Annotated in this window: 24 protein-coding genes and 1 pseudogene; 13 read left to right on the top strand and 12 right to left on the bottom strand. The window is 65.3% G+C overall.

What is annotated here, in order from left to right; translation table 11 throughout:
- Positions 1-136: 136 nt before the first annotated feature.
- Positions 137-1,255 (top strand): protein adenylyltransferase Fic, encoded by a 1,119-nt coding sequence (gene fic / locus B7Y64_RS02275; protein WP_291328284.1) that lies wholly within the window; start codon positions 137-139, stop codon positions 1,253-1,255.
- A 218-nt stretch (positions 1,256-1,473) separates the two neighbouring features.
- On the opposite strand, the pseudogene B7Y64_RS18985 reads toward fic, so the two are convergent.
- From B7Y64_RS18985 to B7Y64_RS02305, 6 genes and pseudogenes are all read right to left on the bottom strand, one after another.
- Positions 1,474-1,863 (bottom strand): annotated as a pseudogene (locus B7Y64_RS18985) (type I restriction endonuclease); the annotation flags it as partial.
- A gap of 155 nt (positions 1,864-2,018) precedes the next feature.
- Positions 2,019-2,228, bottom strand: a complete 210-nt coding sequence (locus B7Y64_RS02285) for a hypothetical protein (RefSeq protein ID WP_035242155.1) — start codon at positions 2,226-2,228, stop codon at positions 2,019-2,021.
- Positions 2,229-2,361: 133 nt separating this feature from the next.
- On the bottom strand, positions 2,362-2,667 hold the full coding sequence (locus B7Y64_RS02290; protein ID WP_291328289.1) for a DUF1090 family protein: 306 nt from the start codon (positions 2,665-2,667) through the stop codon (positions 2,362-2,364).
- Between the two features lie 205 nt (positions 2,668-2,872).
- Positions 2,873-3,751, bottom strand: a complete 879-nt coding sequence (locus tag B7Y64_RS02295; protein WP_291328291.1) for a DUF6279 family lipoprotein — start codon at positions 3,749-3,751, stop codon at positions 2,873-2,875.
- Positions 3,752-3,955: 204 nt separating this feature from the next.
- Positions 3,956-4,174: a hypothetical protein gene (locus B7Y64_RS02300; RefSeq protein WP_291328293.1), complete on the bottom strand. Its 219-nt coding sequence runs from the start codon at positions 4,172-4,174 to the stop codon at positions 3,956-3,958.
- Between the two features lie 143 nt (positions 4,175-4,317).
- On the bottom strand, positions 4,318-5,256 hold the full coding sequence (locus B7Y64_RS02305) for a LysR family transcriptional regulator (RefSeq protein WP_291328295.1): 939 nt from the start codon (positions 5,254-5,256) through the stop codon (positions 4,318-4,320).
- A gap of 211 nt (positions 5,257-5,467) precedes the next feature.
- On the opposite strand from B7Y64_RS02305, the gene B7Y64_RS02310 reads away from it, so the two are divergent.
- The 4 genes from B7Y64_RS02310 to B7Y64_RS02325 all read left to right on the top strand — a co-directional run bounded on the left by B7Y64_RS02310 (position 5,468) and on the right by B7Y64_RS02325 (position 11,188).
- The gene (locus tag B7Y64_RS02310; protein ID WP_291325068.1) at positions 5,468-6,664 is read left to right on the top strand and encodes an acyl-CoA dehydrogenase; all 1,197 of its coding nucleotides are present in this window, start codon (positions 5,468-5,470) and stop codon (positions 6,662-6,664) included.
- Positions 6,665-6,778: 114 nt separating this feature from the next.
- The gene (locus B7Y64_RS02315) at positions 6,779-8,038 is read left to right on the top strand and encodes a CaiB/BaiF CoA-transferase family protein (protein WP_291325069.1); all 1,260 of its coding nucleotides are present in this window, start codon (positions 6,779-6,781) and stop codon (positions 8,036-8,038) included.
- Positions 8,039-8,136: 98 nt separating this feature from the next.
- Entirely contained in the window at positions 8,137-9,102 is a 966-nt protein-coding gene (locus B7Y64_RS02320) for a tripartite tricarboxylate transporter substrate binding protein BugE (RefSeq protein ID WP_291325071.1), read from the top strand.
- 493 nt (positions 9,103-9,595) lie between these two features.
- Positions 9,596-11,188, top strand: coding sequence for a methyl-accepting chemotaxis protein (locus tag B7Y64_RS02325; RefSeq protein ID WP_291325073.1), 1,593 nt, complete (start codon positions 9,596-9,598; stop codon positions 11,186-11,188).
- Positions 11,189-11,460: 272 nt separating this feature from the next.
- Here B7Y64_RS02325 and B7Y64_RS02330 read toward each other — a convergent pair whose 3' ends face one another.
- On the bottom strand, positions 11,461-11,955 hold the full coding sequence (locus B7Y64_RS02330; protein ID WP_291325074.1) for a hypothetical protein: 495 nt from the start codon (positions 11,953-11,955) through the stop codon (positions 11,461-11,463).
- 241 nt (positions 11,956-12,196) lie between these two features.
- Between B7Y64_RS02330 and B7Y64_RS02335 the strand changes: the two genes are divergently transcribed.
- From B7Y64_RS02335 to B7Y64_RS02345, 3 genes are all read left to right on the top strand, one after another.
- Positions 12,197-13,156 (top strand): chemotaxis protein, encoded by a 960-nt coding sequence (locus B7Y64_RS02335; RefSeq protein ID WP_291325076.1) that lies wholly within the window; start codon positions 12,197-12,199, stop codon positions 13,154-13,156.
- Positions 13,157-13,473: 317 nt separating this feature from the next.
- Positions 13,474-13,944 (top strand): hypothetical protein, encoded by a 471-nt coding sequence (locus B7Y64_RS02340; RefSeq protein ID WP_291325097.1) that lies wholly within the window; start codon positions 13,474-13,476, stop codon positions 13,942-13,944.
- 18 nt (positions 13,945-13,962) lie between these two features.
- On the top strand, positions 13,963-14,613 hold the full coding sequence (locus B7Y64_RS02345) for a DUF4124 domain-containing protein (protein ID WP_291325099.1): 651 nt from the start codon (positions 13,963-13,965) through the stop codon (positions 14,611-14,613).
- Between the two features lie 17 nt (positions 14,614-14,630).
- Here the strand turns inward: B7Y64_RS02345 and B7Y64_RS02350 are convergent, their stop codons facing one another.
- Positions 14,631-15,581, bottom strand: a complete 951-nt coding sequence (locus tag B7Y64_RS02350; RefSeq protein WP_291325100.1) for an NAD-dependent epimerase/dehydratase family protein — start codon at positions 15,579-15,581, stop codon at positions 14,631-14,633.
- A gap of 247 nt (positions 15,582-15,828) precedes the next feature.
- Between B7Y64_RS02350 and B7Y64_RS02355 the strand changes: the two genes are divergently transcribed.
- A complete protein-coding gene (locus B7Y64_RS02355; RefSeq protein WP_291325101.1) occupies positions 15,829-16,887 on the top strand; it encodes a CDP-6-deoxy-delta-3,4-glucoseen reductase in 1,059 nt (352 codons plus the stop codon).
- 103 nt (positions 16,888-16,990) lie between these two features.
- Positions 16,991-17,968: a tripartite tricarboxylate transporter substrate binding protein gene (locus B7Y64_RS02360; protein WP_291325102.1), complete on the top strand. Its 978-nt coding sequence runs from the start codon at positions 16,991-16,993 to the stop codon at positions 17,966-17,968.
- Between the two features lie 124 nt (positions 17,969-18,092).
- Here B7Y64_RS02360 and folK read toward each other — a convergent pair whose 3' ends face one another.
- From folK to hda, 4 genes are all read right to left on the bottom strand, one after another.
- On the bottom strand, positions 18,093-18,587 hold the full coding sequence (gene folK, locus B7Y64_RS02365; RefSeq protein WP_291325103.1) for a 2-amino-4-hydroxy-6-hydroxymethyldihydropteridine diphosphokinase: 495 nt from the start codon (positions 18,585-18,587) through the stop codon (positions 18,093-18,095).
- A 92-nt stretch (positions 18,588-18,679) separates the two neighbouring features.
- Positions 18,680-20,269 (bottom strand): polynucleotide adenylyltransferase PcnB, encoded by a 1,590-nt coding sequence (gene pcnB, locus B7Y64_RS02370; protein ID WP_291325105.1) that lies wholly within the window; start codon positions 20,267-20,269, stop codon positions 18,680-18,682.
- A gap of 52 nt (positions 20,270-20,321) precedes the next feature.
- Positions 20,322-21,062 (bottom strand): HAD family hydrolase, encoded by a 741-nt coding sequence (locus B7Y64_RS02375; RefSeq protein WP_291325106.1) that lies wholly within the window; start codon positions 21,060-21,062, stop codon positions 20,322-20,324.
- 42 nt (positions 21,063-21,104) lie between these two features.
- Positions 21,105-21,803, bottom strand: a complete 699-nt coding sequence (hda, locus tag B7Y64_RS02380; protein ID WP_291325107.1) for a DnaA regulatory inactivator Hda — start codon at positions 21,801-21,803, stop codon at positions 21,105-21,107.
- Positions 21,804-21,978: 175 nt separating this feature from the next.
- Here hda and purM point away from each other — a divergent pair, with 175 nt between their 5' ends.
- The 3 genes from purM (at position 21,979) to B7Y64_RS02395 (ending at position 25,982) form a co-directional block, all read left to right on the top strand.
- Entirely contained in the window at positions 21,979-23,031 is a 1,053-nt protein-coding gene (gene purM / locus B7Y64_RS02385; protein ID WP_291325108.1) for a phosphoribosylformylglycinamidine cyclo-ligase, read from the top strand.
- A gap of 34 nt (positions 23,032-23,065) precedes the next feature.
- Entirely contained in the window at positions 23,066-24,172 is a 1,107-nt protein-coding gene (locus B7Y64_RS02390; RefSeq protein ID WP_024815993.1) for an AI-2E family transporter, read from the top strand.
- A 211-nt stretch (positions 24,173-24,383) separates the two neighbouring features.
- Positions 24,384-25,982, top strand: coding sequence for a methyl-accepting chemotaxis protein (locus B7Y64_RS02395; RefSeq protein ID WP_291325109.1), 1,599 nt, complete (start codon positions 24,384-24,386; stop codon positions 25,980-25,982).
- The last annotated feature ends 77 nt before the right edge of the window (positions 25,983-26,059 follow it).

Genomic DNA, 26,059 nt, shown 5'->3' on the forward strand with positions numbered 1-26,059 from the left:
CATGGATGGCTCGTCTGTCTGGTCGGTAGGGGTGCCTTGATTGTCGTGGCAAGGCGTCAACCGAGGAGTGAAGGTGGAGGGTATTTCAGCAGCCTGCTAAGCTGCCAACCTGTCGATAAAACAAGATTTTTGCATCATGACAAACGCTGCCTCTGCCTGGCACCCCGAACAGCCCCACAACCAGCTGCCCGCGCTGCCCCCGACGCACGAGCTGGAAAGCCGGGCCGTGCTCAAGGCCTGCATCGAGGCCCGCGCCGCGCTGGCCGAGCTCAAGCAGGCCGCCGAGCTCATCCCCAACCAAGCGATGTTGATCAACACCATCCCGCTGCTGGAAGCCAAAGACAGCTCGGAAATCGAAAACATCGTCACGACGACCGACCAGCTGTTCCAGTACGCGCAGGGGCATGACAACGCCGACCCGGCCACCAAAGAAGCCCTGCGCTACCGCACCGCGCTGCACCAAGGCTTTCAGTCGCTCAAGGCCCGGCCGCTGTGCACCGCCACCGCCGTGGACGTCTGCCGCACCCTCAAAGGGGTGGACATGGACATCCGCCGCACCCCGGGCACCCAGCTCGCCAACGACCGCACCGCCGAGGTGGTCTACACCCCGCCCGAAGGCGAAGCCCGCTTGCGCGACATGCTGGCCAACTGGGAGCGCTTTCTGCACAAGCAGACCGAGCTGGACCCATTGATCCGCATGGCCGTGGGTCACTACCAGTTCGAAGCCATCCACCCGTTCACCGACGGCAACGGCCGAACCGGCCGCGTGCTCAACATCCTCTACCTCATCCAGGAAGAGCTGTTGAATCTGCCCATCCTGTACCTCAGCCGCCATGTGATCGCCCACAAAGCCGATTACTACCGCCTGCTGCTCAGTGTCACGCGCGACGGCGCTTGGGAGCCCTGGCTGCTCTTCATGCTGCAGGCCGTTGCCGACACATCCAAATGGACCACCGGCAAGATCGCCGCCATCCGCGCGCTGGCCGAACACACCACCGAGCATGTGCGCACCCGCCTGCCCAAGATCTACACCCGCGAGCTGGTGGACGTGATCTTTGAGCAGCCCTATTGCCGCATCGGCAACCTGGTGGACAAAGGCATCGCCCAGCGCCAGGCCGCCTCACGCTACCTGCACGACCTTTCTGCCCTGGGCGTGCTGCGCGAAATGCCGTTTGGGAAAGAGAAGCTCTTCATTCACCCCAAGCTGATGCAACTGCTCAGCCGGGACAACAACCAATTCCAGCCCTACGCCTGAGCGCACCGTACCTGAGCGAACACCAGAAGACGAACATGAGCAAATACAACGAACTCGTCACCAAGCTGCGCGAGATCTTTCAGATCGACCGCCCCGAACTCGACTTCGGCATCTACCGCATCCTCAATGTCCGCGCCGGCGAGATCAACCAGTACCTGGAGCAGCGCCTGCCTGAAAAAGTGAAGCAGGCGCTGACCGCGGGCAGTGCGGCGCAGCAATTCTTCGAGCGTGAGGTTCTGCTCCAGCACGCCGGTGGCCAGGGTGGCGTCGCGGAACACGAAACCATCGCCGTTGCTGGAGAAGCTGAATGGCACATCGAGCAACTGGGCGTACGCGATGGCCTGCTGCATGCCAGCGCTCATGGAGAGTCGTGATTTCTTGGCCTCGACAATCGCCAGTGGGATGTTGGGCTTGTAAAACAGCGCGTAGTCGGCGCGCAGCACCGTGCTCTCGTCGCGGTAGGCCTTGTTGCCGCGCACCACGACACGGCCCGCGCGCAAGGGGTATTGGGCAAAAATCTGCTCCATGCTGTCCCACCCGCCTTGCACCAGAGCAGGGCGGATGAACTTGTCGCCAATGTCGCTTTCGGAGAGTTTTGTTTTGTCCATTCGGCAGTTCGCACCATCCCTGTGCATGCAAAGGCGGCGTGCAGTTGTTACCGGATACTACCGCCCCTGCCCGCGACCGCCGATTCAATCAACGCGGGTCAGGGCGTGCCATATGTTGTTGCGGTGGTGGTGGCAGGTGTTACCCCAAGCCCCGCTCAATCCGGGAGAGCCACCCCCAGCTCGGCGAGCTTTTGCGCATATCCATCCCTGCGTTTGGCTGCTTTGGCGGCCGTATCCACAGCCGCCTGGATGGCCTTGGGGCCCTTGGCTGCTACAGCCTTGATCAGCCCTTGCTTGTGGGCGGCGTCTGCCTGCGCCCTTTTGTAAGTGGCGATCAGCTGGGCATGGGCAACGTGTTGATTCACAGGGGCTTTCCATTGGCTAAAGTGCCATTTTCGGCGCATTTTCCAGGCCCGCCTCGCACCGGCAAAGCCACGCGGTGAGGCGAATGCGACGACACGGCCCCCAAGGGGGCATGGACGACAGCCCAGGGGCCGTTCAGCGGCTGGCGTCACCTTTCAACTTGCGCAGTTGTTCCTCGGCCGCTTCCAGCTCGGCCCTCAGTGCCCGTATTTCCCTCTCCAGCCTTTGAATGTTGGCGGCACTGCCCTGATCGGCAGAAAGCAGCTTGCAATCGTGTTGCAGCGTGGCGAGTTGGTCAGCGAGTTGCTGGCGAAGCAGCATTCGCCCCTTGGCACGGGCGAGGTCGATGCGCTTTTCGAGTTCGGTCTGCTCTGCAGCGCATGAGGTGCTGTCGTGCACCGCAACCGCGGGCTGCGCCATAGCGGAGCCCGCCAGGGTCATGGCGATGACCAAAGTGCAACAAGAGCGGACGTGCATACAGGTACCAGAGGGATAGAGGGTTGAGCATGACAGCATTTGCGCATGCGCTTGCGGCCGGGATTTGGCGCGCGCAACGGGCGCACACCGCAGCTGGGGCCAGAACCGAGGCCACGCAGTTGCAGCAGCGTGCGGTCTTGTCATGGCTTGTTGTGCTTTGAACAGACTCTTACTGTGCCGCCAGCACCAGGAAGTCCTGTTCATACCCTTTCACCGACTGCACCGCCTTGAACCGCTGCGCCGCCGTCATGGTGTTGTGCACGCGCGAGAAGCCTTCGCAGCCTTCTTCCACCAGCGTCTTCGCATAGCGCTGATAGGCCGCGTCGGGCGAGGTGTTGAAGCGGGCGATATAGCCGCGCAGCAGGGTGCGGGCCTGCTCGGTGTTGGCGCGGTCTTGGGCAATTTTTTGCAGCATTTGCACCAGGTCTTTCTGGCGGCGCAGGCGTTCGGCGTAGGTGCGCTGGGGGTCAAACGATGACTGGGCGATATACGCGCGCAGTGCGGCTTTTTGCGGTTCGTCCAGGGTTCCGTAAAAGGTTTCTGCGCGTGACGAGAGTTGTTTGAAACGCTGCTCGCGCAGTTCGTCGGGCGCGAGGTCAACCCATTCCTCTTTCCAGTCGGCGTTGCTGCTGGCCTGTTTCTTTTGCAGGTTGCGGATCTGGGCGTCGGTGAGCTGGGTTGCCAGCCACACCAGCTTGGGCTCGGCCTGGGTTACCACCTTGTCGAGCTGGGTGCGCACCGCGTCGTAGGTGCGGCAGGCCTGGTCAGGCGACATGGCAGACGGCAACTGCTGCTGCACCTTTTGCAGCAGCTCGGCATGCCGGGGCAGCATGATGCCGCGGTGCCATTGGTGCAGGTCACCCAGTTCGTCGCGCACGCGATCGGTTTGGGTTTCTGACAGGTCGAGGTAGCTGTTGAGCTGCCAATAAGCCAGGTGTGGCACCTGGTTGTAGGCCAGTTTGATGGTGCTGCAGCCTTGCAGAAGCAGACCACATGTGGCCAGAGTGGCAGCACACAATGCTGTGCGAACGGGGGACGATGCGCGCACGCAGGCTCCTGGAAAATAAAGAATGACCGAACACCCAGCATAGGGCGATCGCGGCGCGGGGGATGTTGCGGGGTGCAATACCCCGGTCAGTACGCAAGGATTGACGGTAACAAGGCGCCGTAAAGAGTTGCCGCACCGGCCTTGGCTTGGTGTGCCGGGTGACGGGTGACGGTTATCGAGTGGCGCTGGTGCGCCACGGGGAGCTCAGTTGTCCTGCCGGCGAATCAGTTGCCGCCCCTGGGGGGTGATGGCCATTTCGCCGCCGGCATTTTTGCTGATGAGCCCCCACTCCAGCAGCCGCCCTGACAGGTGCTCTTTGAGTGCGCCGTCCTGGGTGATGACCTCACCCATCTCCAGCCGTTTGAGAACATCGATTTCGTCCACGGTGGGGTCGAAATGCGCTGCGTGGTAAGTGTTCGTCATGGTGGGTCTCCGGGTCGCGGTTGTGCATGCCACTGGCGGCATCAGGTTAGACCGATGGCTTGCGCAACGCAAGCGCCCGCGCCCAGAAACTGGCCCTGCCCGTTGAACTGACGGGCCTGCAGCCGGGGCAGCGCGCTTGCGCTTCAGGGTGCGGGCAAATCACCCTTTGCTATGCCCAGCAGCCATCGCGCAAACGCGGCCAGCACCGGGGGCTGCGCCTGCGCGGGGCTGACGAGGTAGTAGGCGCGTTCGCCGCGCAACGGCCGGGCGCAGGCCACCACCAGCTCGCCACTGGCCAACTCGGCCTCGATGAGCAGGGGCGGAATCAGCGCCACGCCCATGCCGTGCGTGGCGGCCACAGCCAGCATGGAAAACAGCTCGTAGCGCGGCCCGTCCAGCGCGTGGGGGGCGTCCACCCCCATCGCATCAAACCACTGGCGCCAGCCATAGGGGCGCGTGCTTTGCTGCAGCAGGGGCAAGTCGGCCAGCGCCTCGGCGGCCACGGGCTGGTGGGCGCGGCCCCGGCCGCGCGGCGCGGCGTGTTCGAGCAGGCGCGGGCTGCACACGGGCAGCACGTCTTCGTGCATGAGCAGCAGCGCCTGCACGCCGGGCCAGTTGGCCACCTGCTCGGGCGTGCCGGCATACAGCGCAGCATCAAACGTGGTGTCGGCAAACAAAAATGGCCGCGTCTGGGTTTCGATGTGCACCACGATGTCGGGGTGCTGCTGTGCCAGTTGCGGCAGGCGCGGAATAAGCCAGCGCGTGGCAAAGGTGGGCACCGCCGCCAGCGTGAGGGTGCCGCCCTCGCCCTGGTGGGCCATCACGTCGAGGGTGTCGCGCTCCAGGCCCTGCAGCCAGCGCGCGACCTGGCGGCCGTAGTGCGCGCCCGCCGGCGTCAGCACCACGCCGTGGCGGGTGCGGCGAAACAGCTGCACGCCCAAAAACTCTTCCAGCGCCTGGATCTGGCGCGACACGGCGCTTTGCGTAAGCGAAAGCTCTTGCGCGGCGCGGGTGTAGCTCTCGTGGCGGGCGGCGACTTCAAAACAGGCCAGGGCCTGGGTCGATGGAATGTTGCGGCGCATGATGAACAGGAACTTGAAACTGGCCCAGCACCCTGCATGAGCCCCTTGCGCCAGTATTCCATAAATTCATAAAGCGCATATCTGGATGAAAAGAACTCGCTTGCAGAGGCTCCGGCATCGGCCTACGATCCCGTCCAAGTCATCGCCCAATGCGCATTCTGCAGGGCCTGGCCCCGCCCTTTTCTTGTTCTTGTTTGATCTGGAGACACGCATGGCCCACGCCGCATTTCAATGGGATGACCCCTTTCTTCTCGACCAGCAACTGACCGATGACGAGCGCGCCATCCGCGACGCCGCCAACGCCTATTGCCAGGACAAGCTGGCCCCCCGCGTGCTCGAAGCATTCCGCCACGAGAAGATGGACACCACCATCTTCCGCGAGATGGGCGAGCTGGGCCTGCTGGGCCCTACCATCCCCACGCAGTACGGCGGCGCCGGCCTGAACTACGTCAGCTACGGCCTGGTGGCCCGCGAGATCGAGCGCGTGGACTCGGGCTACCGCTCCATGGCCAGCGTGCAAAGCTCGCTGGTGATGGTGCCCATCAACGATTTCGGCACCGAGGCGCAAAAGCAGAAATACCTGCCCAAGCTGGCCAGTGGTGAATTCATCGGCTGCTTCGGCCTGACCGAGCCCGACCACGGCTCTGACCCCGGCAGCATGGCTACGCGCGCCCACAAGGTCGATGGCGGTTACAAGCTCAAGGGCAGCAAGATGTGGATCACCAACAGCCCGGTGGCCGACGTGTTCGTGGTCTGGGCCAAAGAGGTGAGCGAAGGCGGCACCGTCGGCCCCATCCGCGGCTTCATTCTGGACAAGGGCATGAAGGGCCTCACCGCCCCCGCCATCCACGGCAAGGTGGGCCTGCGCGCCTCGGTCACCGGCGAAATCGTGATGGACGACGTGTTCGTGCCCGAAGAAAACGCCTTCCCTGAAGTGCAGGGCCTGAAGGGCCCCTTCACCTGCCTGAACAGCGCGCGCTTCGGCATCGCCTGGGGCGCGCTGGGCGCGGCCGAATACTGCTGGCACACCGCGCGCCAGTACACGCTGGACCGCAAGCAGTTTGGCCGCCCCCTGGCGGCCAACCAGCTCATCCAGAAAAAGCTGGCCGATATGCAGACCGAAATCACGCTGGGCCTGCAAGCCGCGCTGCGCGTGGGCCGCATGAAGGACGAGCACCAGAACGTGGTGGAGATCACCTCGCTGATCAAGCGCAACAACTGCGGCAAGTCGCTGGACATTGCCCGCCTGGCGCGCGACATGATGGGCGGCAACGGCATCAGCGACGAATTCGGCGTGGCGCGCCACCTGGTGAACCTGGAAGTGGTCAACACCTACGAAGGCACGCACGATGTGCACGCGCTGATTCTGGGCCGTGCGCAGACGGGCATTGCAGCGTTTGCCAACTAAGGCACGCTGAAACGGCCCAAGCCGCTGCAAAAACACCGCCTTTGCGGTGTTTTTGCCTTCTAGCGCTTATGCAGCAAGCGCCATAAGCTATAAATTCAATAGCAATTGACACCCATGACCACACTCCCCTCCTCCACTGGCGCCTTGGCGGGCATCAAGGTGCTCGACCTCTCCCGCGTGCTCGCCGGCCCCTGGTGCACCCAGATGCTGGCCGACTTGGGGGCCGATGTGGTGAAGGTGGAGCGTCCCGGCCTGGGCGACGACACGCGCCAGTGGGGCCCGCCCTTCCTGAAAGACGCCGAGGGCAACGACACGAACCAGGCCAGCTACTTCACGGCCTGCAACCGCAACAAGCGCTCGGTCACCATCGACATGGCTACGCCCGAGGGCCAGGCGCTGATCAAACAAATGGCGCTGCAGGCCGACATCGTGGTGGAGAACTTCAAGGTCGGCGGCCTGAAACAGTACGGCCTGGACCACGAGAGCCTGCGCGCACTCAACCCGCGCCTGATCTACTGCTCGGTCACCGGCTTCGGGCAAAGCGGGCCGTATGCCGAGCGCGCCGGTTACGACCTCATGGTGCAGGCCATGACCGGCATGATGAGCATCACCGGCCGGGCCGACAGCGAACCCGGCGGCGGCCCGCTGCGCGTGGGTGTGGCGGTGATCGACCTGTTCACCGGCATCTATGCCAGCAACGCCATCCTGGCTGCGCTGCATGTGCGCGACAACGCCACCAACGGCACGGGCGTGGGCCAGCACATCGACATGGCGCTGCTCGACGTGGGCATGGCCGTGCTGGCCAACCAGGCGTCGGGGTTCCTCGCCACGGGCGAGGCGCCCGGCCGCATGGGCAACAGCCACCCGAGCCTCGCGCCCTACCAGGACTTCCCCACGCAGGACGGCAACATGCTGCTGGCCATCGGCAACGACGGACAGTTCCAGCGCTTTTGCGCCGCTGCGGGCCAGCCGAGCTGGGCCAGCGACCCGCGCTACACCACCAACACGCTGCGCGTGAAGCACCGCACCGACCTCATCCCCGCCATGGAGGCGGTCACGCGCACACGCACCACGGCCGCATGGATTGCGTTGCTCGAAGACAAGGCCGTGCCCTGCGGCCCGGTCAACACCATTGCCCAGGCGTTTGACGACGCCCAGGTCAAAGCGCGCGGCCTGCGCGTGGAGCTGCCCCGATCGGCGGACGACGGGATCACCTCGATCGCCGGCGTGGCCAGCCCGCTGCGCCTGTCGGCCAACCCGCCCGTGCTGCGCAACGCACCCCCCGCACTGGGCCAGCACACCGATGAGGTGCTGGCCGAACTGGGCCTGAACGCGCCAGCCATTGCTGCACTGCGCGACAAGCAGGTCCTCTGACACGCTGCCTCCCCATAGGCAGGCGGCCCTGCGGCCGCCGCACTGCGCTGCGCTGACCGACCCGATACGCACCCCCTTTCAACAACAGGAGACACCACATGATCCGTCGCAACGCCCTGGCCCTGAGCCTGCTGGCCCTTTTCGGCACCGCCGCCCACGCACAGGGCTACCCGCAAAAGCCCGTCCGCCTGCTGGTGCCCTTTGCCGCAGGCGGCACCACCGACCTGATTGCGCGCATCATCGCCGAGCCGCTGGGCCGCGAGCTGGGCCAGCCGGTGGTGGTAGAAAACAAGGGCGGTGGCGGCGGCAGCATTGGTGCGGCCGAAACCGCGCGTGCCACCCCCGACGGCTACAACCTGGGCATGGCCACCGTGTCCACCACGGCCACCAACCCGGCCATCAACCCCAAGATTCCCTACAACGTCGCCACCGACTTCACGCCCATCATCAACATTGCCGCCACGCCCAATGTGATTGCGGCCCACCCCAAGCTGCCCTTCCAGGACTACAAGGGCATGCTGGCCGCCGTGAAGAAGGAGCCGGGCAAATACGCCTACGCATCGCCGGGCAACGGCAGCATCACGCACCTGATGATGGAAATGTTCAAGTTGAGCACCCAGACCTTCATGGTGCATGTGCCCTACCGGGGCTCGGGCCCTGCCCTGAACGACGCCGTGGCGGGCCAGGTGCCGCTGATTTTTGACAACCTGCCTTCGGCCCTGCCCTTCATCAAGGAAAAGCGCCTCACCGCCCTGGTGGTCGCAGCGCCCCAGCGCGTGCCTGCCCTGCCCGATGTGCCCACCTTCAAGGAGCTGGGCCTGGAGTCGGTGAACCGCATGGCCTATTACGGCATCATCGGCCCCAAGGGACTGCCCAAGGATGTCGTGGACAAGATCAATGCCGCCGTCCGCAAGGTGGTGCAAGACCCGGCCATCCGCAAGCGCATCGAGGAAACGGGCTCCATCATCATGGCCGACACCCCTGAGGCATTCGCCAAGCAAATGCGCGAAGAGCTGGCCGTGTACAAGGACGTCGTAGCCAAGCAAAAGCTCACCCTGGATTGAATTCAAATCAAAATGGGCTGTAGCCCTTTATCCACGAGCGCAAATAGCTATTTATTTAGTAGCTATTTGCGCACTCAAGCATCCCCGCTGGCCACACATCGGTTCGCGGGGGGCTGCCTGCCTGCCGCGCGGGATGGCGCCTTCAGTGGAAATTCGCCAGCTGGGGAGCTTGCGGTAGAGGCGCCTTTGTAGTTTGAAGGTCGAAGGCGCAGCCTTTCACCCGCCGCACTTCGGCCTTGTCTTCACCGGCAAGGCCGTTTTGTTGGGGCGGCTGGCTGCGTGCTTGCAAGCCACACCGGGGGTGCACGGGACGCCCACGCCTGCAAAAAACCCGCCACAGACCATTTTTGCGTTGCAAAATCTTCACGTACAAATAAATACATTTATTCCCACAATGACGCGGGAATCGACGCGCGCCTGTGGGCAGTGCGCCTGAAACCGGTGGCAGCCATTCGCTGTTGTCGCATCGGCCTGTGCAACCAAAGGACTTCCCATGAAGCTCAGCCTCAAACTCCCCCTGGCCTTTACCGTGTCGCTGCTGCTGTTGCTGGCGGCGGCGCTGTTTGGCATCAGCCGCCTGAACCAGGCGCTCGACACCTACCAGACCTCCGTGGCCCAGAGTTTCGAGCATGAGCGAATGGCATCCAGCATGCTCAATGACTTCAAGGTGCAGGTGCAAGAGTGGAAAAACGTGCTGCTGCGCGGCAAAGACCCGGCGCAGCTCACGCGCTACTGGGCGGCGTTTGAAAAGCAGGAAAAATCCATCAACGAACAGGCGCAAAAACTGCTGGCCGCCCTGCCTGCAGGCGAGGGGCGCGAGCGCGTGTCGCAGTTTGTGCAGGCCCACGAGCGCATGGGCGCCGCCTACCGCCAGGGTTTTGAAGCCTTCAAGGCGGCCAACCACGACCCCCAGGTGGGCGACAAGGCGGTGGCGGGCATGGACCGCGATCCCTCGCAGCTGATCGACCAGGCGGGAGCGCTGATCGCCAAGGCCAGCGGCGACGTGGCAGCGCGCGCCGCGGCCAGCGCGCAAACCGCCACCACCATCAGTTTGGTGGTGATGCTGGTGGTGTGCGCCCTGGGCATTGGCGGGGCGGTTGCCTTTAGCCGCACGGTGGTGAAACCGCTGGACAACGCCGTGCGCGTGTCGCAAGCGGTGGCCGGTGGCGACCTCACGGTGGCAACCGAGGTGCGCGGCAAGGACGAGATTGCACAGTTGCTCAACGCCCTGTTTGGCATGCAGATGAGCCTGTCGCCCGTAGTGAGCAATGTGCGCAGCAACGCCAACAGCGTGGCGGCCGCCAGCAGCGAGATCGCCCATGGCAACAACGATCTCTCGGCGCGCACCGAGCAACAGGCCAGCGCGCTGGAGGAAACCTCGGCGTCGATGGAAGAACTCAACTCCACCGTGCAGGCCAACGCCGACAACGCCCGCCAGGCCAATCAGCTGGCCGTGAACGCATCCACCGTGGCGGTGCAGGGTGGCGATGTGGTGGCCGAGGTGGTGGCCACCATGAAGGGCATCAACGACAGCAGCAAGAAGATTGCCGACATCATCAGCGTGATCGACGGCATTGCCTTTCAGACCAACATCCTGGCGCTGAACGCCGCCGTGGAAGCCGCGCGCGCCGGCGAGCAGGGCCGCGGTTTTGCCGTGGTGGCCAGCGAGGTGCGCAGCCTGGCCCAGCGCAGCGCCGAGGCCGCCAAAGAGATCAAGGCCCTCATCCACGCCAGCGTGGAGCGCGTGGAACAAGGCACCACGCTGGTAGACAAGGCGGGCGCGACCATGACCGAAGTGGTCAGCGCCATCCGCCGCGTGACGGACATTGTGGGCGAGATCAGCGCCGCCAGCAGCGAGCAAAGCGCGGGCGTGGCCCAGGTGGGCGAAGCCGTGACGCAGATGGACCAGGCCACGCAACAGAACGCGGCACTGGTCGAACAAAGCGCTGCCGCCGCCGACAGCCTGAAGGTGCAGGCGCAGCAGCTGGTGGACGCCGTGGCCGTGTTCCGGCTGTTGCCCGGCGAGGGGCACGATGCAACAGCCCCCGGGCCGGGCCGGCAAGCCCGTCGGCTGACGGCGGCCTGAATCAACGGCCGCCCCCCGGTAGCCCCTCCGTTACCCGAGGGGGCGGCGCCGGGGTGGATTTTTTTCTGTCGCCGAAAATCCGGGGGAAACGGGCTACAGCCCAATAAAATCAAGCGGCAACAGCTATTATTTATATAGCATTCAGACCTGAGAGTCCGGCCCCTGGATATCTCAAGTGTCGTTCTGGCAGATCACTCCGAAGCCCCTGGACGGGTCCCAAGGCGAGCGGCGCAACAAGCCCCAGGCATTGCCGCACAGCCCGGCGGCACCGGTCAATGGAGCCGCTCAAAACCGCTTTCCACCCAGGCCAGAGCACTGGCGGGCGTGAGCTTGAAGCTGGGCGGCGCGGGCGCGCGCGCCAGTTCCTCGCCCAACTCGTCCTGCGCGCTGAGCGTGGCCGTGGCACCCTCTTCATCGGGCACGATGACCAGGGCCACGCGCAGCCGCTGGCCTTGGGCCGTGGTGATCGTCACGTTCTTGTTGAGCTGTGCGTGCAGCTGCTGCTCATGGCGGCGCAGCACCTCGCTGGCCGTCTTGACCAGGGTGTTGAAGGCCGACACATCGAGTGGCTTGGGGTTTTTCTTGTCGCGCCCCATGGTCCACGGCCCTACCAGCGCAGGCTCGGCCTCGCCCTGCAGCGTCATCGACACGGCCCAGCCATCGTCGTCCTCGTTCTTGATGACGCGTGCCGTCCAGCGCTCGTCGCTCCAAAGGCGGGGTTCGTGGATGGGGGTGGGGGTGTCGTCGTCGGTGTCGGTGTGGGTCATGGGTGCGGGGCAGAACGGGAAAAAGGCGCAGAGCATACGGCGGTTTGGCCCGGTCTGGCCCGGTGCGGCCCACCACCGCTTGTAACAGCCGCGCATGGTGCGGGGGCTTTCGGCCCTGCACGGTGGGCACCGCCGGCCAGGCTGCGGCCGGCTTTGTCGGCGCGGGCTGATATTTCCCACTGCCCGAGCGCTTCTGCTTCTAAAATTTGTAAAAACGCGTATCCACGCAAAGGACATTCCCATGAAAAACGTGCAGCGAGATATTGAAGAGCGCACCAACCTCACAGGCACCAACCAGTTCGAGCTGCTGCTTTTTCGCCTGGGCGCCGACAGCGCACTGGGCAAATCCGAGCTTTTTGGCATCAACGTTTTCAAGATCCGTGAAATCGTGGCCATGCCCAGCATCACCCCCATTGCGGGTGCAACGGCGTATTCGCTGGGGGTGGTCAACCTGCGCGGGCAGATCATCCCGGTGCTGGACCTGCCGGCCATTGTGGGCTGCAAGCCCAAGACCGGGCTGAACATCATGCTGGTGACCGAATATGCGCGCACCACGCAGGCGTTTGCCGTGGAGTCGGTGGAAGACATCGTGCGGCTCGACTGGAAACAGGTGCTGTCCGCCGAGGCCAGCGGCGCCGCCGGCAAGCTGGTGACCAGTATTGCGCGGCTGGATGGCAACACCGATGGTTCGCGCCTGGCGCAGGTGCTGGATGTCGAGGCCATCTTGCAGCTGGTGTCGCCATCTGAAGGCAACCAGGTGGATGCCCAGAAGGTGGGACCGCGCCTCCAACTGAAACCCGGCACCATCATCCTTGCGGCCGACGACTCGTTTGTGGCCCGTTCGCTCATCGAGCAAGAGTTGCAGTTGCTGCACGCCCCCTTCGAAATGGTGAAGTCGGGCAAGGAGGCCTGGGACCGGCTCAATGCCCTGGCCATCCAGGCTGCTGCCGAAGGCAAGACCATGCTCGACAAGGTGGCGCTGGTGCTGACCGACCTCGAAATGCCCGAGATGGACGGCTTCACCCTGACGCGCCACATCAAGCAGGATGCGCGCTTTCATGGGCTGCCGGTGATCATCCACTCGTCACTCTCGGGCTCGGCCAACGAACACCATGTGCGCAGCGTCGGCGCAGACGGTTATGTGGCCAAGTTCGTGGCAGAAGACCTGGCCGATGCCATGCGGCGGGTGCTCCCCTCCTGAACGGGGCACAGGCGATATTCAAGACAAAATCGCCTTCAACCCTTATTGGATAAGCGCATACAGCTATACAAACAATAGCATTTCACCCCCCCTTTGGCGAGCCGTCAGAGGGCGCGGATTGTGCGCCGCGGTGGCGCGATGCCGCCGGTCGACGCGACCCCCACGGCGTTGGGCTGCGGGACAGGTCAACCACAAGCCCCTGTCAGGCGTCTAATGCACTGGGCGAGCCTGCAAAGTTGTAACACCCCGCCGGGGCGCTTTTCATGGGCTTTACGCAAAGGCCGGAACGCCTTGTGCCACGCCAGAATCTGACCACCATGACACACCTACCTGTCCGCGTTGTTTTCGCCACCGCACTTGCCGTGCTGGCCACGGGCTGCGCCGTGGTTCCTGGCGACCCTTACTACACGCCCCAGCCCACCGGCTACGGGGTGTATGAGCAGCCCGCCTACATTTATGGCAGCCCGCCTCCCGTCTATGGCTACCCGGTGGCACCGCCACCCGGCTACTTCGGGCGCCGGTACGACGACCGCCATGACTGGCGCGAACGCGAGCGGGCGCAACGCGAGCGTGAAGCCCATCGCGAACGCGAAGCCATGCGAGACCGGGAAGCCCGCCAGGCCCAGGATGCTCGCCGTGACCAGGCGCGCCGTGAGCAGTCCCAGCGGGACCAAGCCGATCGGCAACGCCGCGATGACGACCGCCGTCCGTCGGGCGACGGCCCCCGCCACAATCGCCCGGACCAGCCCCGCTGGAGAACCGACGCCCCCCGGGGCCAGGGCAGCTAAGAATTGAGGAACACCGCCATGCCCATCCTGCGCAACTGCCTGGCCGCCTGTGCCGTTCTGGTGTGTTTCACCGCGCAGGCCCAGGTGCTGCGCTGCACCGATGCGCGCACCGGCCAGGTCACCTACACCGATGGCAACTGCCCGGGCGCCGCATCGGTGCGCGAGGTGGAGCCCCGCAAGACACCGCAGGAAATCCAGCGCGAGCGCGAGCAGGCGGCCGAGGCACTGGAACGCAAACACCAGCAACAGCAGCTCGAAGCGGCCACCCGGCAAATCGACGCCGACCGTGACGCCCGGCGGGAACGTGAACAGGCAGAGCGCGCCGCTCGCCCGGCGGCCCGTCCCCAGGACTATGCGCGGTCAGCCGAATGCGCCCGGTCGCGCCGCAACCTCGATGTCGTCGCAAGCAGTGCAGGCGGTACCTATGACCAGAACCTGCGAATCGAAACCGCGCAGCGCCAGGTGGACCTGGACTGCCTGGGCCCCGAGGCCTATGCCGAGCTGGAAAAAGCCCGCGCGGCCCGGCAGGAGCCTGCGCCCCCGTTGGTGGTGATTCCGCCGCGCCACCCGGTTTACAGCCGGCCCCCTCCGCCGCCTCCCCCGCGCAGGATCACGCAGTGCAACGTGTTCCGGTGCTACGACGACCAAGGCAACAGCTATCCACGCTGACAGCGTGTGCTTGCAGATCAGGCGCGCAGCCCCTGCGCCACGGTCGGATAGCGCAACCGCAGGCCCAGTTCGCCCAGCAGCCGCTGGTTGTCGAGCCGGCGCGATTCACTCATGAAGCTCAGCAGCATCACCGGCAGCGCATCCTGCGCCGTGCTGCGCGGCACCCGAGGCGGGCGCGGCAGGCCATACAGGTCGGCGGCCAGATCGAAATAGTCGCCCATCTTCATTTCGCTGGAATCGCTGGCGTTGTAAACCCGCTGGGGCTTGCCACGCCACAGCGCGGCCAGGCAGGCGCGCGCCAGGTCGTCGGCATGGATGTGGTTGGTGTAAACGTCGTCTTGCGCAGTCAGCACGGGGGTGCCCCTGCGCAGCCGGGCTTCAGGCGTTCCGCCCTCGCGGTCGGGCGCGTAGATGCCCGGAATGCGCAGGATGCTGGCGCGCACGCCAGCGCGCCCCAGGTGGCGCACGGCGCGCTCGGCATTCACGCGGCGCTGGGCCCGGGGCGTGCCCGGCGCGACGGTGCGGGTTTCGGGCACCCGGGCACCCGCGCAGTCGCCATACACCCCGCTGGTCGAGGCATACACCAGCGACACGGGCAGGCTGCGCAGCCGCAAAGCCCGCGCCAGGGCCACGGTGCGCGGGTCACGCCACCAGGCGGCGCCGCCGCCGCCTTCGCCGGGCGGTGGCGCCAGGTGCACCACGCGGGTGGCCAGGCCCGAAAGGCGGCGCAGTGTGGCAGCGTGGTCCAGATTGCCCACCAGCGGCGTCACCCCCTGCGCACGCAGGCTGCCCACGCGTTCGGCCTGGGAGGTGAGTGCCAGCACACGCAGGCGCTGCGCCCCCGGGCCGGCGACCAGGCTGCGCGCCAGGCGCTGGCCCACATCGCCATAGCCCACGATCAGCAGGCGCTCGCGGCGAAATCGCGAGGGCAACGCGCCCAGCCCGCTGGTGACCGCCACGGTGCTCATGGGGTCACCTCCGTGCTGCGCAATGCGGCGCGCACTGGCTGCAAGCGGCGCTGCACGGCGCCCATGCGGTGCCACTGCGCCACAATGGCACGGCGCTTGCCGTGGCTCTGGCGTGCTGCAGGCGCGCGCTGTGGCCATACGCGGTGGCAGGCCGTGGGGCTGTTAAGAGAGCGATCAGGTTCTAAGGGCAAAATCGGGGCCGTTCGCATGAAGACAACTTGAAGAATAGCCCAAGGATACCCACACCATGACCAGCACAGAGACGGCCAACGCAGCGTTCCAGATCACCGTGCAACCCAGCGGCCGCGCATTCAGTGCCAACGCAGACGAAGTCATCCTGGCGGCGGCCATCCGCAGCGGCGTGGGTCTGCCCTATGGCTGCAAGGACGGCGCCTGCGGCTCGTGCAAATGCAAAAAAATCAGCGGCGCCGTGCACCATGGCGCGCACCAGTCCAAAGCCCTGACGGCCGACGAAGAAGCCGCAGGTTTTGTGCTGACCTGCTGCGCCCATCCGCTGACCGACGTGGTGCTCGAATCGCGCCAGGTCACCGACGAAAGCGCCTTCCCCGTCAAGAAGATGCCCGTGCGCGTGGCCGCTTTCGAGAAAAAATCGCACGATGTCATGCAGGTGCGCCTGCAGCTGCCCGCGGCCGACACCTTCCGCTACCACGCGGGGCAATACATCGAGTTCATGCTGCAAGGTGGAGTGCGCCGCGCTTACTCCATGGCCAACGCCCCCCACACCCAGGCCGAGGCGCCGGGGCTGGAGCTGCACATCCGCCACATGCCGGGCGGCCAATTCACCGACCATGTGTTCGGCGCCATGAAGGAAAAGGAAATCCTGCGCGTCGAAGGCCCGTTTGGCAGCTTTTTCCTGCGCGAGGACTCGGACAAGCCCATCGTGCTGCTGGCATCGGGCACCGGGTTTGCGCCCCTCAAGGCGCTGATCGAGCACATGCAGTTCAAGGGCATCACGCGCCCCACCACGCTCTACTGGGGCGGCCGTCGGCCGGGTGACCTGTATCTGCACGACTGGATGCTGGCGCGCGCCGCGCAAATGCCTAACCTCACCTATGTGCCCGTGGTGTCCGATGCCCTGCCCGAAGACGGCTGGACGGGCCGCACCGGCTTTGTGCACCAGGCCGTGCTGCAGGATTTTGCCGACCTGTCGGGCCACCAGGTGTATGCCTGTGGCGCCCCCATCGTGGTCGATTCGGCACGCGCCGCCTACAGCGCCGAGCGCGGCCTGCCGCCCGACGAATTTTTTGCCGACTCCTTCACCTCCGAGGCCGACAAGCACGGCTGAACATTGCCGGTTGGCCAGGATGCAGGCCGCCGACACGGTGCCCATCGCACCCGCCAGCGGCCTTTTTTCAGGGGGCTCGCTCCGTTTTTTGCACAATGGCGCCATGAACCGCCGAAACATCCTCCTCGCAAGTGCCGCTGCCGCAGCGGTTTTTTCCTCTTCCCTGGCCATGGCCCAGGACACGGGCGCACCCATTCGCCTGATCGTTCCCTACGCCCCCGGTGGCCCGCTGGACATCACGGCCCGCGCGCTGGCAGAGCGGGTGCGTGACTCGCTGGGCACGGTGATCGTCGACAACAAGGGCGGCGCGGGTGGCAACATTGGCGCCGACGCCATCGCCAAGGCCGCCCCCGATGGCCTGACCATCGGCATTGCCGCCACCGCCACGCATGCCGTGAACCCCTGGCTGTATGCCCGCATGCCTTACGACGCCGCCAAGGACTTTGCCGGCATCACCCAAATGGTGCGCGTGCCCAACGTGCTGGTCATGAACGCCGAAAAGGCGGCACAACTGAAGATCAACAGCGTGGCCGACCTCATCGCCTATGCCAAGGCCAACCCGGCCAAGCTCAACTATGGCAGCGGCGGCAACGGCAGCGCGGGCCACCTGGCGGGCGAAATGTTCAAGCAGCGCGCGGGCATCTTTGCCCTGCACATCCCTTACCGGGGCGGCAACCCGGCCCAGCTGGCCCTGCTGAGCGGCGAGGTGGACTTCAATATCGACAACCTTGCCACCGCCGCACCCAACATCCGCGCCGGCAAACTCAAGGCCCTGGCCCTGACCAGCCTGCAGGCCAGCCCGGCCCTGCCCGGCGTGCCACCGCTGTCCAGCACCTTCAAGGGCTTCTCGATCGACACCTGGTGGGGCCTGGTGGCGCCCGCCGGCACGCCCAAGCCGGTGATCGCCAAGCTGAACAAGGCCTTTGTGGCCGCACTCAACGCCCCCGAAACCAGAACCCGCTTTGGCGCACTGCTCGCCGAGCCCGTGCCCACCACCCCCGAGCAATTCGACGCCTTCATGGCCAGCGAACGGGACAAATACCAGTCACTGGTGAAAGCCTCGGGCGCCAAGGTGGATTGATGGATGGGGTGATCGCCTTCCGCCGCGACGGCAGGTAGCGCTCATTTATTTATATGAAATATGGCTGCAGCGCTTTTTCCATAAGCGCAAGCAGCTATATATTCAGGAGCATTCCAACACCTGACTAACTGACTTGACGTGTTGCCTGAATCGCCCAGTCAGCGCCCTGCACCCGGTCGATGCGCTGCGCTGCCACGCCCACCAACTGGTGCGCCGGCACGCGCTCGGGTGCCAGTTCGGCCAGGGGACACAACGCAAACGCGCGCTCGTGCAGCCTCGGGTGCGGCACCGTGAGCGTGGGGGTGTCGATCACCTCGTCGCCATACAGCAGGATGTCCAGATCCAGCGTGCGCGGGGCGTTGCGGTAGGGGCGCTCGCGTCCGGCAGCCTGCTCGATCGCCTGCAGTTGCGCCAGCAAGGCATGGGGCACCAGGGTGGTTTGCACCTGCGCCACAGCGTTCAGATAGTCGGGCCCGCCCGCATCCACCGGCGCACTGCCATACAGCGATGAAACGCCCTGCACGCGCGTGCCCGGCAGGGCCCCCATGGCCGACAGGGCGGTGCGCAGGGTGGCCAGCCGGTCACCCAGGTTGGCACCCAGGCCGATCCAGGCAGACACGGGCGCAGATGCTGCGGGGGCAGCGGAGGCCTCAGGCGCAAGTACAGGGTTGACCACCGGGGGTGCGGCACCCTGCATGAAGAAAACCCCGCTTATTCGCCAGCGGCGGCAGAGGCAGCGCCTTCGCCATTGCCAGCACCGGGCTTGCGACGGCGGCGGCGGCGCTTCTTGGGCGCATCGCCGTCAGCCAGCGGCGCGGCGGCGTCGGGCAAAGATGCCGTACCGGCGGCCGCCTCACGGGGCGCAGCCCCTGCGGCGGGTGCGCTGCGTGGCACGCGTTTGACTACAGGCTGGGTCTTTTGGCGGGCTTTCTGCTCTTCGCGGGCCTGGTCCATGAGGTCTTCGCGGCGTTCATCGCTGGCGCCCTGGAAGTCTTGCCACCATTCAGCCAGGGCCTCTTCCACCTCGCCCACGTCGGCACGCAGGCGCAAGAAGTCGAATCCTGCGCGAAAACGCAACTGATCGACCATGCCAAAGGGCCCGCTGCCTACCCGCTTTTCAAAGCGCGGCTGCATCACCCAGATCTCACGCATGTCGGCCGCCAGCTTGCCGCGACCCGACACGTCGCCAATGCGCTGGTCAAACACGTCGTCGATGGCCTCCTGCAGCGCCGGCAGAGGGTGCTGGCGCTGGTTCTGGCGCTCTGTCCAGCCATTGCGCACGTCCTCCCACAGCACGCAGGCCAGCAAAAAGCTGGGTGCCACGGGCTTGCCTTCGCCCACCCGGCGGTCGGTGTCGGTGAGGGCGGCGTTCACAAACGGTGTGGCGGCACGCTCCACCACCACGTCCAGCAACGGATAGATGCCCTTGGCCATCCCCAGCTTCTTCAGTTGCTCGATAGTGGCAATGGCATGCCCCGTTTGCAGCAGCTTGAGCATTTCGTCAAACATGCGGCTTTGCGGCACCTCGGCCAGCAACAGTTGCGACTGCACCAGGGGCGCGGCAGTCTTGGTCTCGATGGTGAAGCCCAGGGCGCTGAGCTTGGCCGCAAACCGCACGGCGCGAATAATGCGCACGGGGTCTTCGCGGTAGCGCGTGGCGGGGTCGCCAATCATGCGCAGTGTTTTCTTCTTGGCGTCCTGCAGGCCCTTGTGGTAGTCCACCACGATCTGGCTCACCGGGTCGTAGTACATGGCGTTGACGGTGAAGTCACGGCGCGTGGCGTCTTCGTCCTGCGGGCCCCACACGTTGTCGCGCAGCACGCGGCCGCTGGCATCCACGGCATGTTGCATGCCCGACAGCTGGGCCTTGCTGGTCTTTTCGTTGCCCGCCACCTGGCCTGCAGCGGCGTTGTCGAGGTAGGCGCGGAAGGTGGAGACCTCGATCACCTCGTGCTCACGGCCCCGGCCATGCACCACGTGCACGATGCGAAAGCGCTTGCCGATGATGAAGGCGCGGCGAAACAGCCCTTTGACCTGCTCGGGCGTGGCGTTGGTGGCCACGTCGAAGTCTTTGGGGCGCAGGCCCAGCAGCAGGTCGCGCACGGCGCCACCCACGATGTAGGCCTCAAAGCCCGCCTGCTTGAGGGTGGCCACCACGTCGGCGGCGCGGCGGTCCACCAGCTCGGGGTTGATGCCATGCACCGAGGCGGGCACCTCTTCACGCTTGCCGAAATGCGGCTTGCCGCCCGAGGTGCCGGGCGTGGATTTGCCGAGCAGTTTGTTGATGAACTTCTTGATCATGGGTATGCAGTAAACAGGTGGAGCGGCGCAAACATGCGGTCAAGGTGCAGTTTCAGGGTGCGGCATCCTGCGCGGTGGCGGGCTGTGCATTCTGGTTTGTGCCGTCCGAAAACAGGTCCAGTATGCGCCAGCCGCGCTCATGCGCCAGCGCTCTGAGCCGGGCGTCAGGGTTGGTGGCCACCGGATGGTTCACTTTTTCCAACAGCGGCACATCGTTCATGGAATCGCTGTAGAAGGTGCTCTCCACATCCTCCCACGCCAGCCGCCGCTCGGCCAGCCATTGTTCCATGCGCAGCACCTTGCCTTCGCGCATGGTGGGAATTCCGTCGATTTCGCCGGTGTACCAGTCCTGCGCATCGCGGGCCAGTTGCATGGCCAGCAACTGCTGCACACCCAGGGCCTGGGCAATGGGCCGGGTCACGAATTCGTTGGTGGCGGTGATGATCAGCACATCGTCGCCGGCGGCCTGGTGCTGGCGCAGCAGATCGCGCGCCTGCGGCCGAATGGCTGGCTCGATCACTTCGCGCATGAACTGGGCATGGGCGGCGGCGGCGGCCTCGGGCCCGCGCTGGCGCACAGCCTCGATGGCAAAACGCACATAGTCATGCACATCGAGCGTGCCCGCCTGGTAGTGCGCATAGAACTCGTCGTTGCGGCGCGCAAACTCTACGGGGTCGTTCCAGCCAATGCGGATGGTGAACTCGCCCCACTCGTAGTCGGAGTCAATGGGCAAGAGCGTGTGGTCCAGGTCGAACAGCGTCAGCCGGGGGCGATTGGGCGGGATATCAGTCATTGGTTATTTGGTGTGGCGCGCGGCGCCCCAGAGTGTTGTGCGTCATTCCGACTCCAGCATCGCCTTGAGCAGCGGGATGGTGATGGCGCGCTGGGTGCGCAACGCATAGGCATCCAGCTGATCGAGCAGTTGCATGAGGCTGCCCAGGTCACGCGAGAAACGGTTGAGCATGAAGTCCATCACCTCGTCGCCCAGAAACACGCCCCGGGCATCTGCTTCCTGGCGCAGCACGGCACGGCGGGCGGTTTCGTCGAGCACCTGCAACTGGAACACATGGCCCCAGCCCAAGCGGCTGCGCAGGTCGTCGCGCAGCGGCAGGTCGGCGGGTGGCAGGTTGCCGGCCGCCAGCACCCAGCGCGGCGCACCGTTGGCGGGGCTGATGGCATTTACAAACCAGTTGAAGGCCATGGCCTGCTGGGCGGTGCTGTAAAGGTGCACATCGTCCAGCACCACGGCAGCCCAGCGTTCGTCAAACTCGGCCGCGCTGGCCACCGAAGCATCGAGCCAGCCCACGCTGGCGCCCTGGTCGCTCAAGGCTTGGCGCACCGCCTTGAGGAGGTGGGTCTTGCCACTGCCCGCCTCGCCCCACAGGTAGGTGGGCACCGGTGAACGGGTGTCCGGCTGGCTACCCTCCCCTGCCCACAGCCGCAGATGCTGCAGCGCGGCCTCGTTGGGGCCGGCGAAAAACCGCGCCAGAGTGGGCCCGGTGGCCAGGCCGATGTCCAGGGCCAGCTGTTTCATGGCTGCAGCCTGCTGACACAAGGGCAGGCGCAGGGATGGATCACAGGGGACAGCATGGGCGTGAAAGTCAAAACGAAGCAGGAAGTAAGGGTGAACGGACGGTGCGCGGTGCACAACCCGTAAAATCTGCGCAAATTTTAGTCTGCCGCGCACGCTGGTCCGTGCCATCCCTGCCATGAGCTCTTCCGCATCCACTCCTTCCCCCCTGTCTTACAAAGACGCTGGCGTTGACATCGACGCAGGCGACGCCCTGGTCGAGCGCATCAAGCCGCTGGCCAAAAAGACCATGCGCGAGGGCGTTCTGGCCGGTATCGGCGGCTTCGGCGCACTGTTCGAGGTGCCCAAGCGCTACAAGGAACCCGTGCTGGTCAGCGGCACCGACGGCGTGGGCACCAAGCTCAAGCTGGCTTTTGAATGGAACATGCACGACACCGTGGGCATCGACCTGGTGGCCATGAGCGTGAACGACGTGCTGGTGCAAGGTGCCGAGCCGCTGTTCTTTCTGGACTACTTCGCCTGCGGCAAGCTGGATGTGGATACGGCCGCGGCCGTGGTCGGCGGCATCGCCAGGGGCTGCGAGCTTTCGGGCTGCGCCCTGATTGGCGGCGAAACCGCAGAAATGCCCGGCATGTACCCTGCAGGCGAATACGACCTGGCAGGCTTTGCCGTGGGCGCGGTCGAAAAATCGAAAATCCTGACCGGCAAGGACGTGAAGCCCGGCGACGTGGTGCTGGGCCTGGCATCGAGCGGCGTGCACTCCAATGGCTTCTCGCTGGTGCGCAAGTGCATCGAGCGTGCCGAGGCAGCGGGCACCTTGCCCGCCACACTAGACGGCAAACCCTTCAAGCAGGCCGTCATGGAGCCCACGCGCCTGTATGTGAAGAACGTGCTGGCCGCGCTGGCGCAACATCCCATCAAGGCGCTGGCCCACATCACCGGCGGCGGCCTGCTGGAGAACATCCCGCGCGTGCTGCCCGAGGGCACCGCTGCCCACCTGCAAAAAGGCAGCTGGCCCCAGACCGAGCTGTTTGCCTGGCTGCAAAAGACCGCCGGCATTGACGACATCGAGATGAACCGCACCTTCAACAACGGCATTGGCATGGTGGTGGTGGTGGATGCAGCAAACGCCGAAGCCACGGCCGCCACGCTGCGGGCCGCGGGCGAGCAGGTCTACACCATTGGCGCCATTGCGCCGCGCGGCGAAGGTGCCGCCGTAGTGGTGGCCTGATCGGCGCCGGGTTCGTTCCACCCCCTCGTCGCGCATGGCGCAACGCCCTTCTCCGGCCCCCAACGCCGCCACACAGCCTGAGCACGCCCCCGCCACGCCACCACCGCGCACCCTGAGCCAGGGCATTGTGGTGGCCAGCTACCTGCTGATGGCGGCAGCGCTGCTGCTGGTGATGTGGCGTGGCCTGTTGCCCGGCCTGCTGTGCGTGTGCCTGGGCTTTCTGCTGACCCGCGCACTCACGGGCTGGTTTGCACAAGGGCTGAGGCGCCTGCAGCGCCACAACGCCCCAACAGCCCCCAGCCTGCGTGCGGCACAGATTGCCGCTGCGGCCCTGGTGATGCTGTTGCCGCTGGCACTGCTGGCGGCGGGCCTCACGCACTCGCGTGGCTACCTGGTCACTGCCCCGCAGCAATACCAGGAACTTCTGAACTACATGGCGCGCACCGTTCTGGAGCTGCGCCTGAAGCTGCCGGTGGATGTGGCCTCCCATCTGCCCGAGGGCGCTGCGGAAATCCAGCGCATCATCGCCAACTACCTGGGTGCCAAGGCGGGCTCGTTGGCCATGGCCGGTCGCGCCTGGCTGGCCGGGTTGTTGTTCGCCTATGTGGGTCTGCTGATCGGTGCGCTCGCCGCTGTGCGGCCACCGGTGCTGGCGCAGGCCCCGCTGGCCCAGCAGCTCAAAACGCGCATTACGCTGTTTGGCGAGGCGTTCCGGCAAATCGTGGCGGCGCAGTTCTGGATTGCCGCCTTCAACACCTTGCTCACGGCCCTGTTCCTGCTGTTCGTGCTGCCGCTATGGGACCTGCGACTGCCCTACACGCCGATGCTGATCACGTTCACGTTTGTGGCCGGGCTGGTGCCCATTGTGGGCAACCTGGTGTGCAACGTGGTCATCACCATCGTGGGCTTGTCGGTGTCGCCACTGGCCGCCGCCGCCTGCCTGGGGTTCTTGATACTGATTCACAAGGCCGAATACGTCATCAACGCCAAGGTGGTGGGGCGCCGCACGCAGATGGGCGTGTGGGAACTGCTCTCGGTGATGTTTGTGGCCGAGGCCGTTTTCGGGCCTGCCGGGCTGGTGGCAGCGCCGCTGTTTTACGCCTATCTCAAAAAAGAACTGGTGGCGGCGAGGCTGGTGTAGCGGCTTTGGCTGCACGCAGGCGGCATTGGCGGCCTGGTTTCCTGCAGCCGCCGCGTTTGCGCAACACCAATGCTCAAACCCAGAACCCCCAGGCATGCCCGTTGAGTGTTTCAGGCATCAAAGAATAGAATCTGCATGTAACACGCGCCATCTCCCGCCTTGATCCACGGGTTTCTGGTCTTTCATCTCTCTTTTCCCTCTGAAACGCTCCATGACTATTGCAAGAAAACTGGCACTCCTGGTGCTGTGCGCCCTCCTGGGCATGGTGGTCATGACGGCCTGGTTCCTGGTGTCCGAACGCAAGCTGATCCTCGAAGAGCGTCAGACCGGCGTCCGCCAGGTGGTGGAGGTCGCCCACGGCATTGCGGTGCATTTTCAGGCGCTCAGCAGCAAGGGCACGATGCCCGACGAAGAGGCAAGGCAACGCGCAGCGGCGGCCATTCAGGCCCTGCGCTACAGCGGCAATGAGTACATCTGGATCAACGACATGCATCCCCGCATGGTGATGCACCCCATCCGGCCCGAGCTGAACGGGCAAGACCTCAGCGGCAACAAGGACCCCAACGGTCTGGCACTGTTTGTGGAGTTTGTGCGCACCGTCAAGGCCCAAGGCGCTGGTTTTGTGCCCTACATGTGGCCCAAGGCCGGCAGCGACACCCCGGTGGAGAAAACTTCTTACGTCAAGGGCTTTGAGCCCTGGGGCTGGGTGATTGGCTCGGGCGTGTACATCGACACGGTCAACGCCGCCATCTGGCAGCGTGCCCTGGGCTTTGGCGTGGTGGCGCTGGTGCTGGGCGCAGCACTGCTGGTGCTGGGCACCCTGGTTTCGCGCAACCTGCTGCGGCAGCTGGGCGGTGAGCCCGACTATGCGCGCAGCATTGCGCGCAGCATCGCCCAAGGTGACCTGGCGGTGGCGGTGACCACCCGGCCCGGCGACCAATCGAGCCTGATGCTGGACATCCAGGCCATGCAGGGCAACCTGCACCGCATCGTGCAGCGGGTGCGCAGCGGCACCGAGCACATTGCCAGCGCGTCGCAACAGATCGCGGCCGGCAACCACGACCTGTCCAGCCGCACCGAATCGCAGGCCAGCGCCCTGGAGCAAACCGCCGCCTCGATGGAAGAAATGACCTCCAACGTCAAGCAGAACGCCGACAACGCGCACCAGGCCAGCGTGCTGGCGCAGTCGGCCTCCGACGTGGCACGCAAGGGTGGCGCGGTGGTCGAAAAAGTGGTGCAGACCATGGGCTCCATTGAGGCCTCGTCGCGCAAGGTGGCCGACATCACGGGGGTGATCGAGGGCATTGCCTTTCAGACCAACATCCTGGCGCTCAATGCCGCCGTGGAAGCCGCCCGCGCGGGCGAGCAGGGCCGCGGCTTTGCCGTGGTGGCCACCGAGGTGCGCAGCCTTGCGCAGCGCTCTTCCGAGGCTGCCAAAGAAATCAAGGCCCTCATCGGCAATTCCGCCGAACAGGTCAAGGCCGGAACGCACCTGGCCCATGAGGCCGGCACCACCATGCAGGCGGTGGTGGACAGCGTGCTGCGGGTGTCGACCATGATCGAAGAAATCAGCCAGGCCAGCCGCGAGCAGACCGACGGCATCGAGCAAATCAACCAGGCGGTATCGCAGATGGACCAGGGCACACAGCAAAATGCCGCGCTTGTGGAGCAAGCCGCCGCAGCCGCTGCATCGCTGCAGCAGCAGGCACAAGAGCTGACGCAGGTGGTGGCCACCTTCCAACTGGGCTCCTCACAGGGGGGGGCGCACGCCGCACTTTCGGCGGGCACCGCCCCCCTGCGGCTGTCCTGAGCCATTGCACACCCCTCGCCCGCCCTGGCGGGGGGCGGCAATGCGCCAGATCACCGACAGGTTGTGAATGGCGTAGT

Source organism: Acidovorax sp. 35-64-16 (genome assembly GCF_002281195.1).
GTDB classification, from domain to species: domain Bacteria; phylum Pseudomonadota; class Gammaproteobacteria; order Burkholderiales; family Burkholderiaceae_C; genus Acidovorax; species Acidovorax defluvii.

Coding starts and splice junctions, on each gene's coding strand:
- pcnB (WP_291325105.1), bottom strand. CDS start 20,269: ATGATCAAGAAGTTCATCAACAAACTGCTCGGCAAATCCACGCCCGGC.
- fic (WP_291328284.1), top strand. CDS start 137: ATGACAAACGCTGCCTCTGCCTGGCACCCCGAACAGCCCCACAACCAG.
- B7Y64_RS02300 (WP_291328293.1), bottom strand. CDS start 4,174: ATGACGAACACTTACCACGCAGCGCATTTCGACCCCACCGTGGACGAA.
- B7Y64_RS02355 (WP_291325101.1), top strand. CDS start 15,829: ATGACCAGCACAGAGACGGCCAACGCAGCGTTCCAGATCACCGTGCAA.
- B7Y64_RS02390 (WP_024815993.1), top strand. CDS start 23,066: ATGGCGCAACGCCCTTCTCCGGCCCCCAACGCCGCCACACAGCCTGAG.
- B7Y64_RS02340 (WP_291325097.1), top strand. CDS start 13,474: ATGACACACCTACCTGTCCGCGTTGTTTTCGCCACCGCACTTGCCGTG.
- B7Y64_RS02305 (WP_291328295.1), bottom strand. CDS start 5,256: ATGCGCCGCAACATTCCATCGACCCAGGCCCTGGCCTGTTTTGAAGTC.
- B7Y64_RS02375 (WP_291325106.1), bottom strand. CDS start 21,062: ATGACTGATATCCCGCCCAATCGCCCCCGGCTGACGCTGTTCGACCTG.
- B7Y64_RS02330 (WP_291325074.1), bottom strand. CDS start 11,955: ATGACCCACACCGACACCGACGACGACACCCCCACCCCCATCCACGAA.
- B7Y64_RS02320 (WP_291325071.1), top strand. CDS start 8,137: ATGATCCGTCGCAACGCCCTGGCCCTGAGCCTGCTGGCCCTTTTCGGC.
- B7Y64_RS02325 (WP_291325073.1), top strand. CDS start 9,596: ATGAAGCTCAGCCTCAAACTCCCCCTGGCCTTTACCGTGTCGCTGCTG.
- B7Y64_RS02315 (WP_291325069.1), top strand. CDS start 6,779: ATGACCACACTCCCCTCCTCCACTGGCGCCTTGGCGGGCATCAAGGTG.
- B7Y64_RS02310 (WP_291325068.1), top strand. CDS start 5,468: ATGGCCCACGCCGCATTTCAATGGGATGACCCCTTTCTTCTCGACCAG.
- purM (WP_291325108.1), top strand. CDS start 21,979: ATGAGCTCTTCCGCATCCACTCCTTCCCCCCTGTCTTACAAAGACGCT.
- B7Y64_RS02360 (WP_291325102.1), top strand. CDS start 16,991: ATGAACCGCCGAAACATCCTCCTCGCAAGTGCCGCTGCCGCAGCGGTT.
- B7Y64_RS02345 (WP_291325099.1), top strand. CDS start 13,963: ATGCCCATCCTGCGCAACTGCCTGGCCGCCTGTGCCGTTCTGGTGTGT.
- B7Y64_RS02350 (WP_291325100.1), bottom strand. CDS start 15,581: ATGAGCACCGTGGCGGTCACCAGCGGGCTGGGCGCGTTGCCCTCGCGA.
- B7Y64_RS02290 (WP_291328289.1), bottom strand. CDS start 2,667: ATGACCCTGGCGGGCTCCGCTATGGCGCAGCCCGCGGTTGCGGTGCAC.
- B7Y64_RS02395 (WP_291325109.1), top strand. CDS start 24,384: ATGACTATTGCAAGAAAACTGGCACTCCTGGTGCTGTGCGCCCTCCTG.
- B7Y64_RS02335 (WP_291325076.1), top strand. CDS start 12,197: ATGAAAAACGTGCAGCGAGATATTGAAGAGCGCACCAACCTCACAGGC.
- hda (WP_291325107.1), bottom strand. CDS start 21,803: ATGAAACAGCTGGCCCTGGACATCGGCCTGGCCACCGGGCCCACTCTG.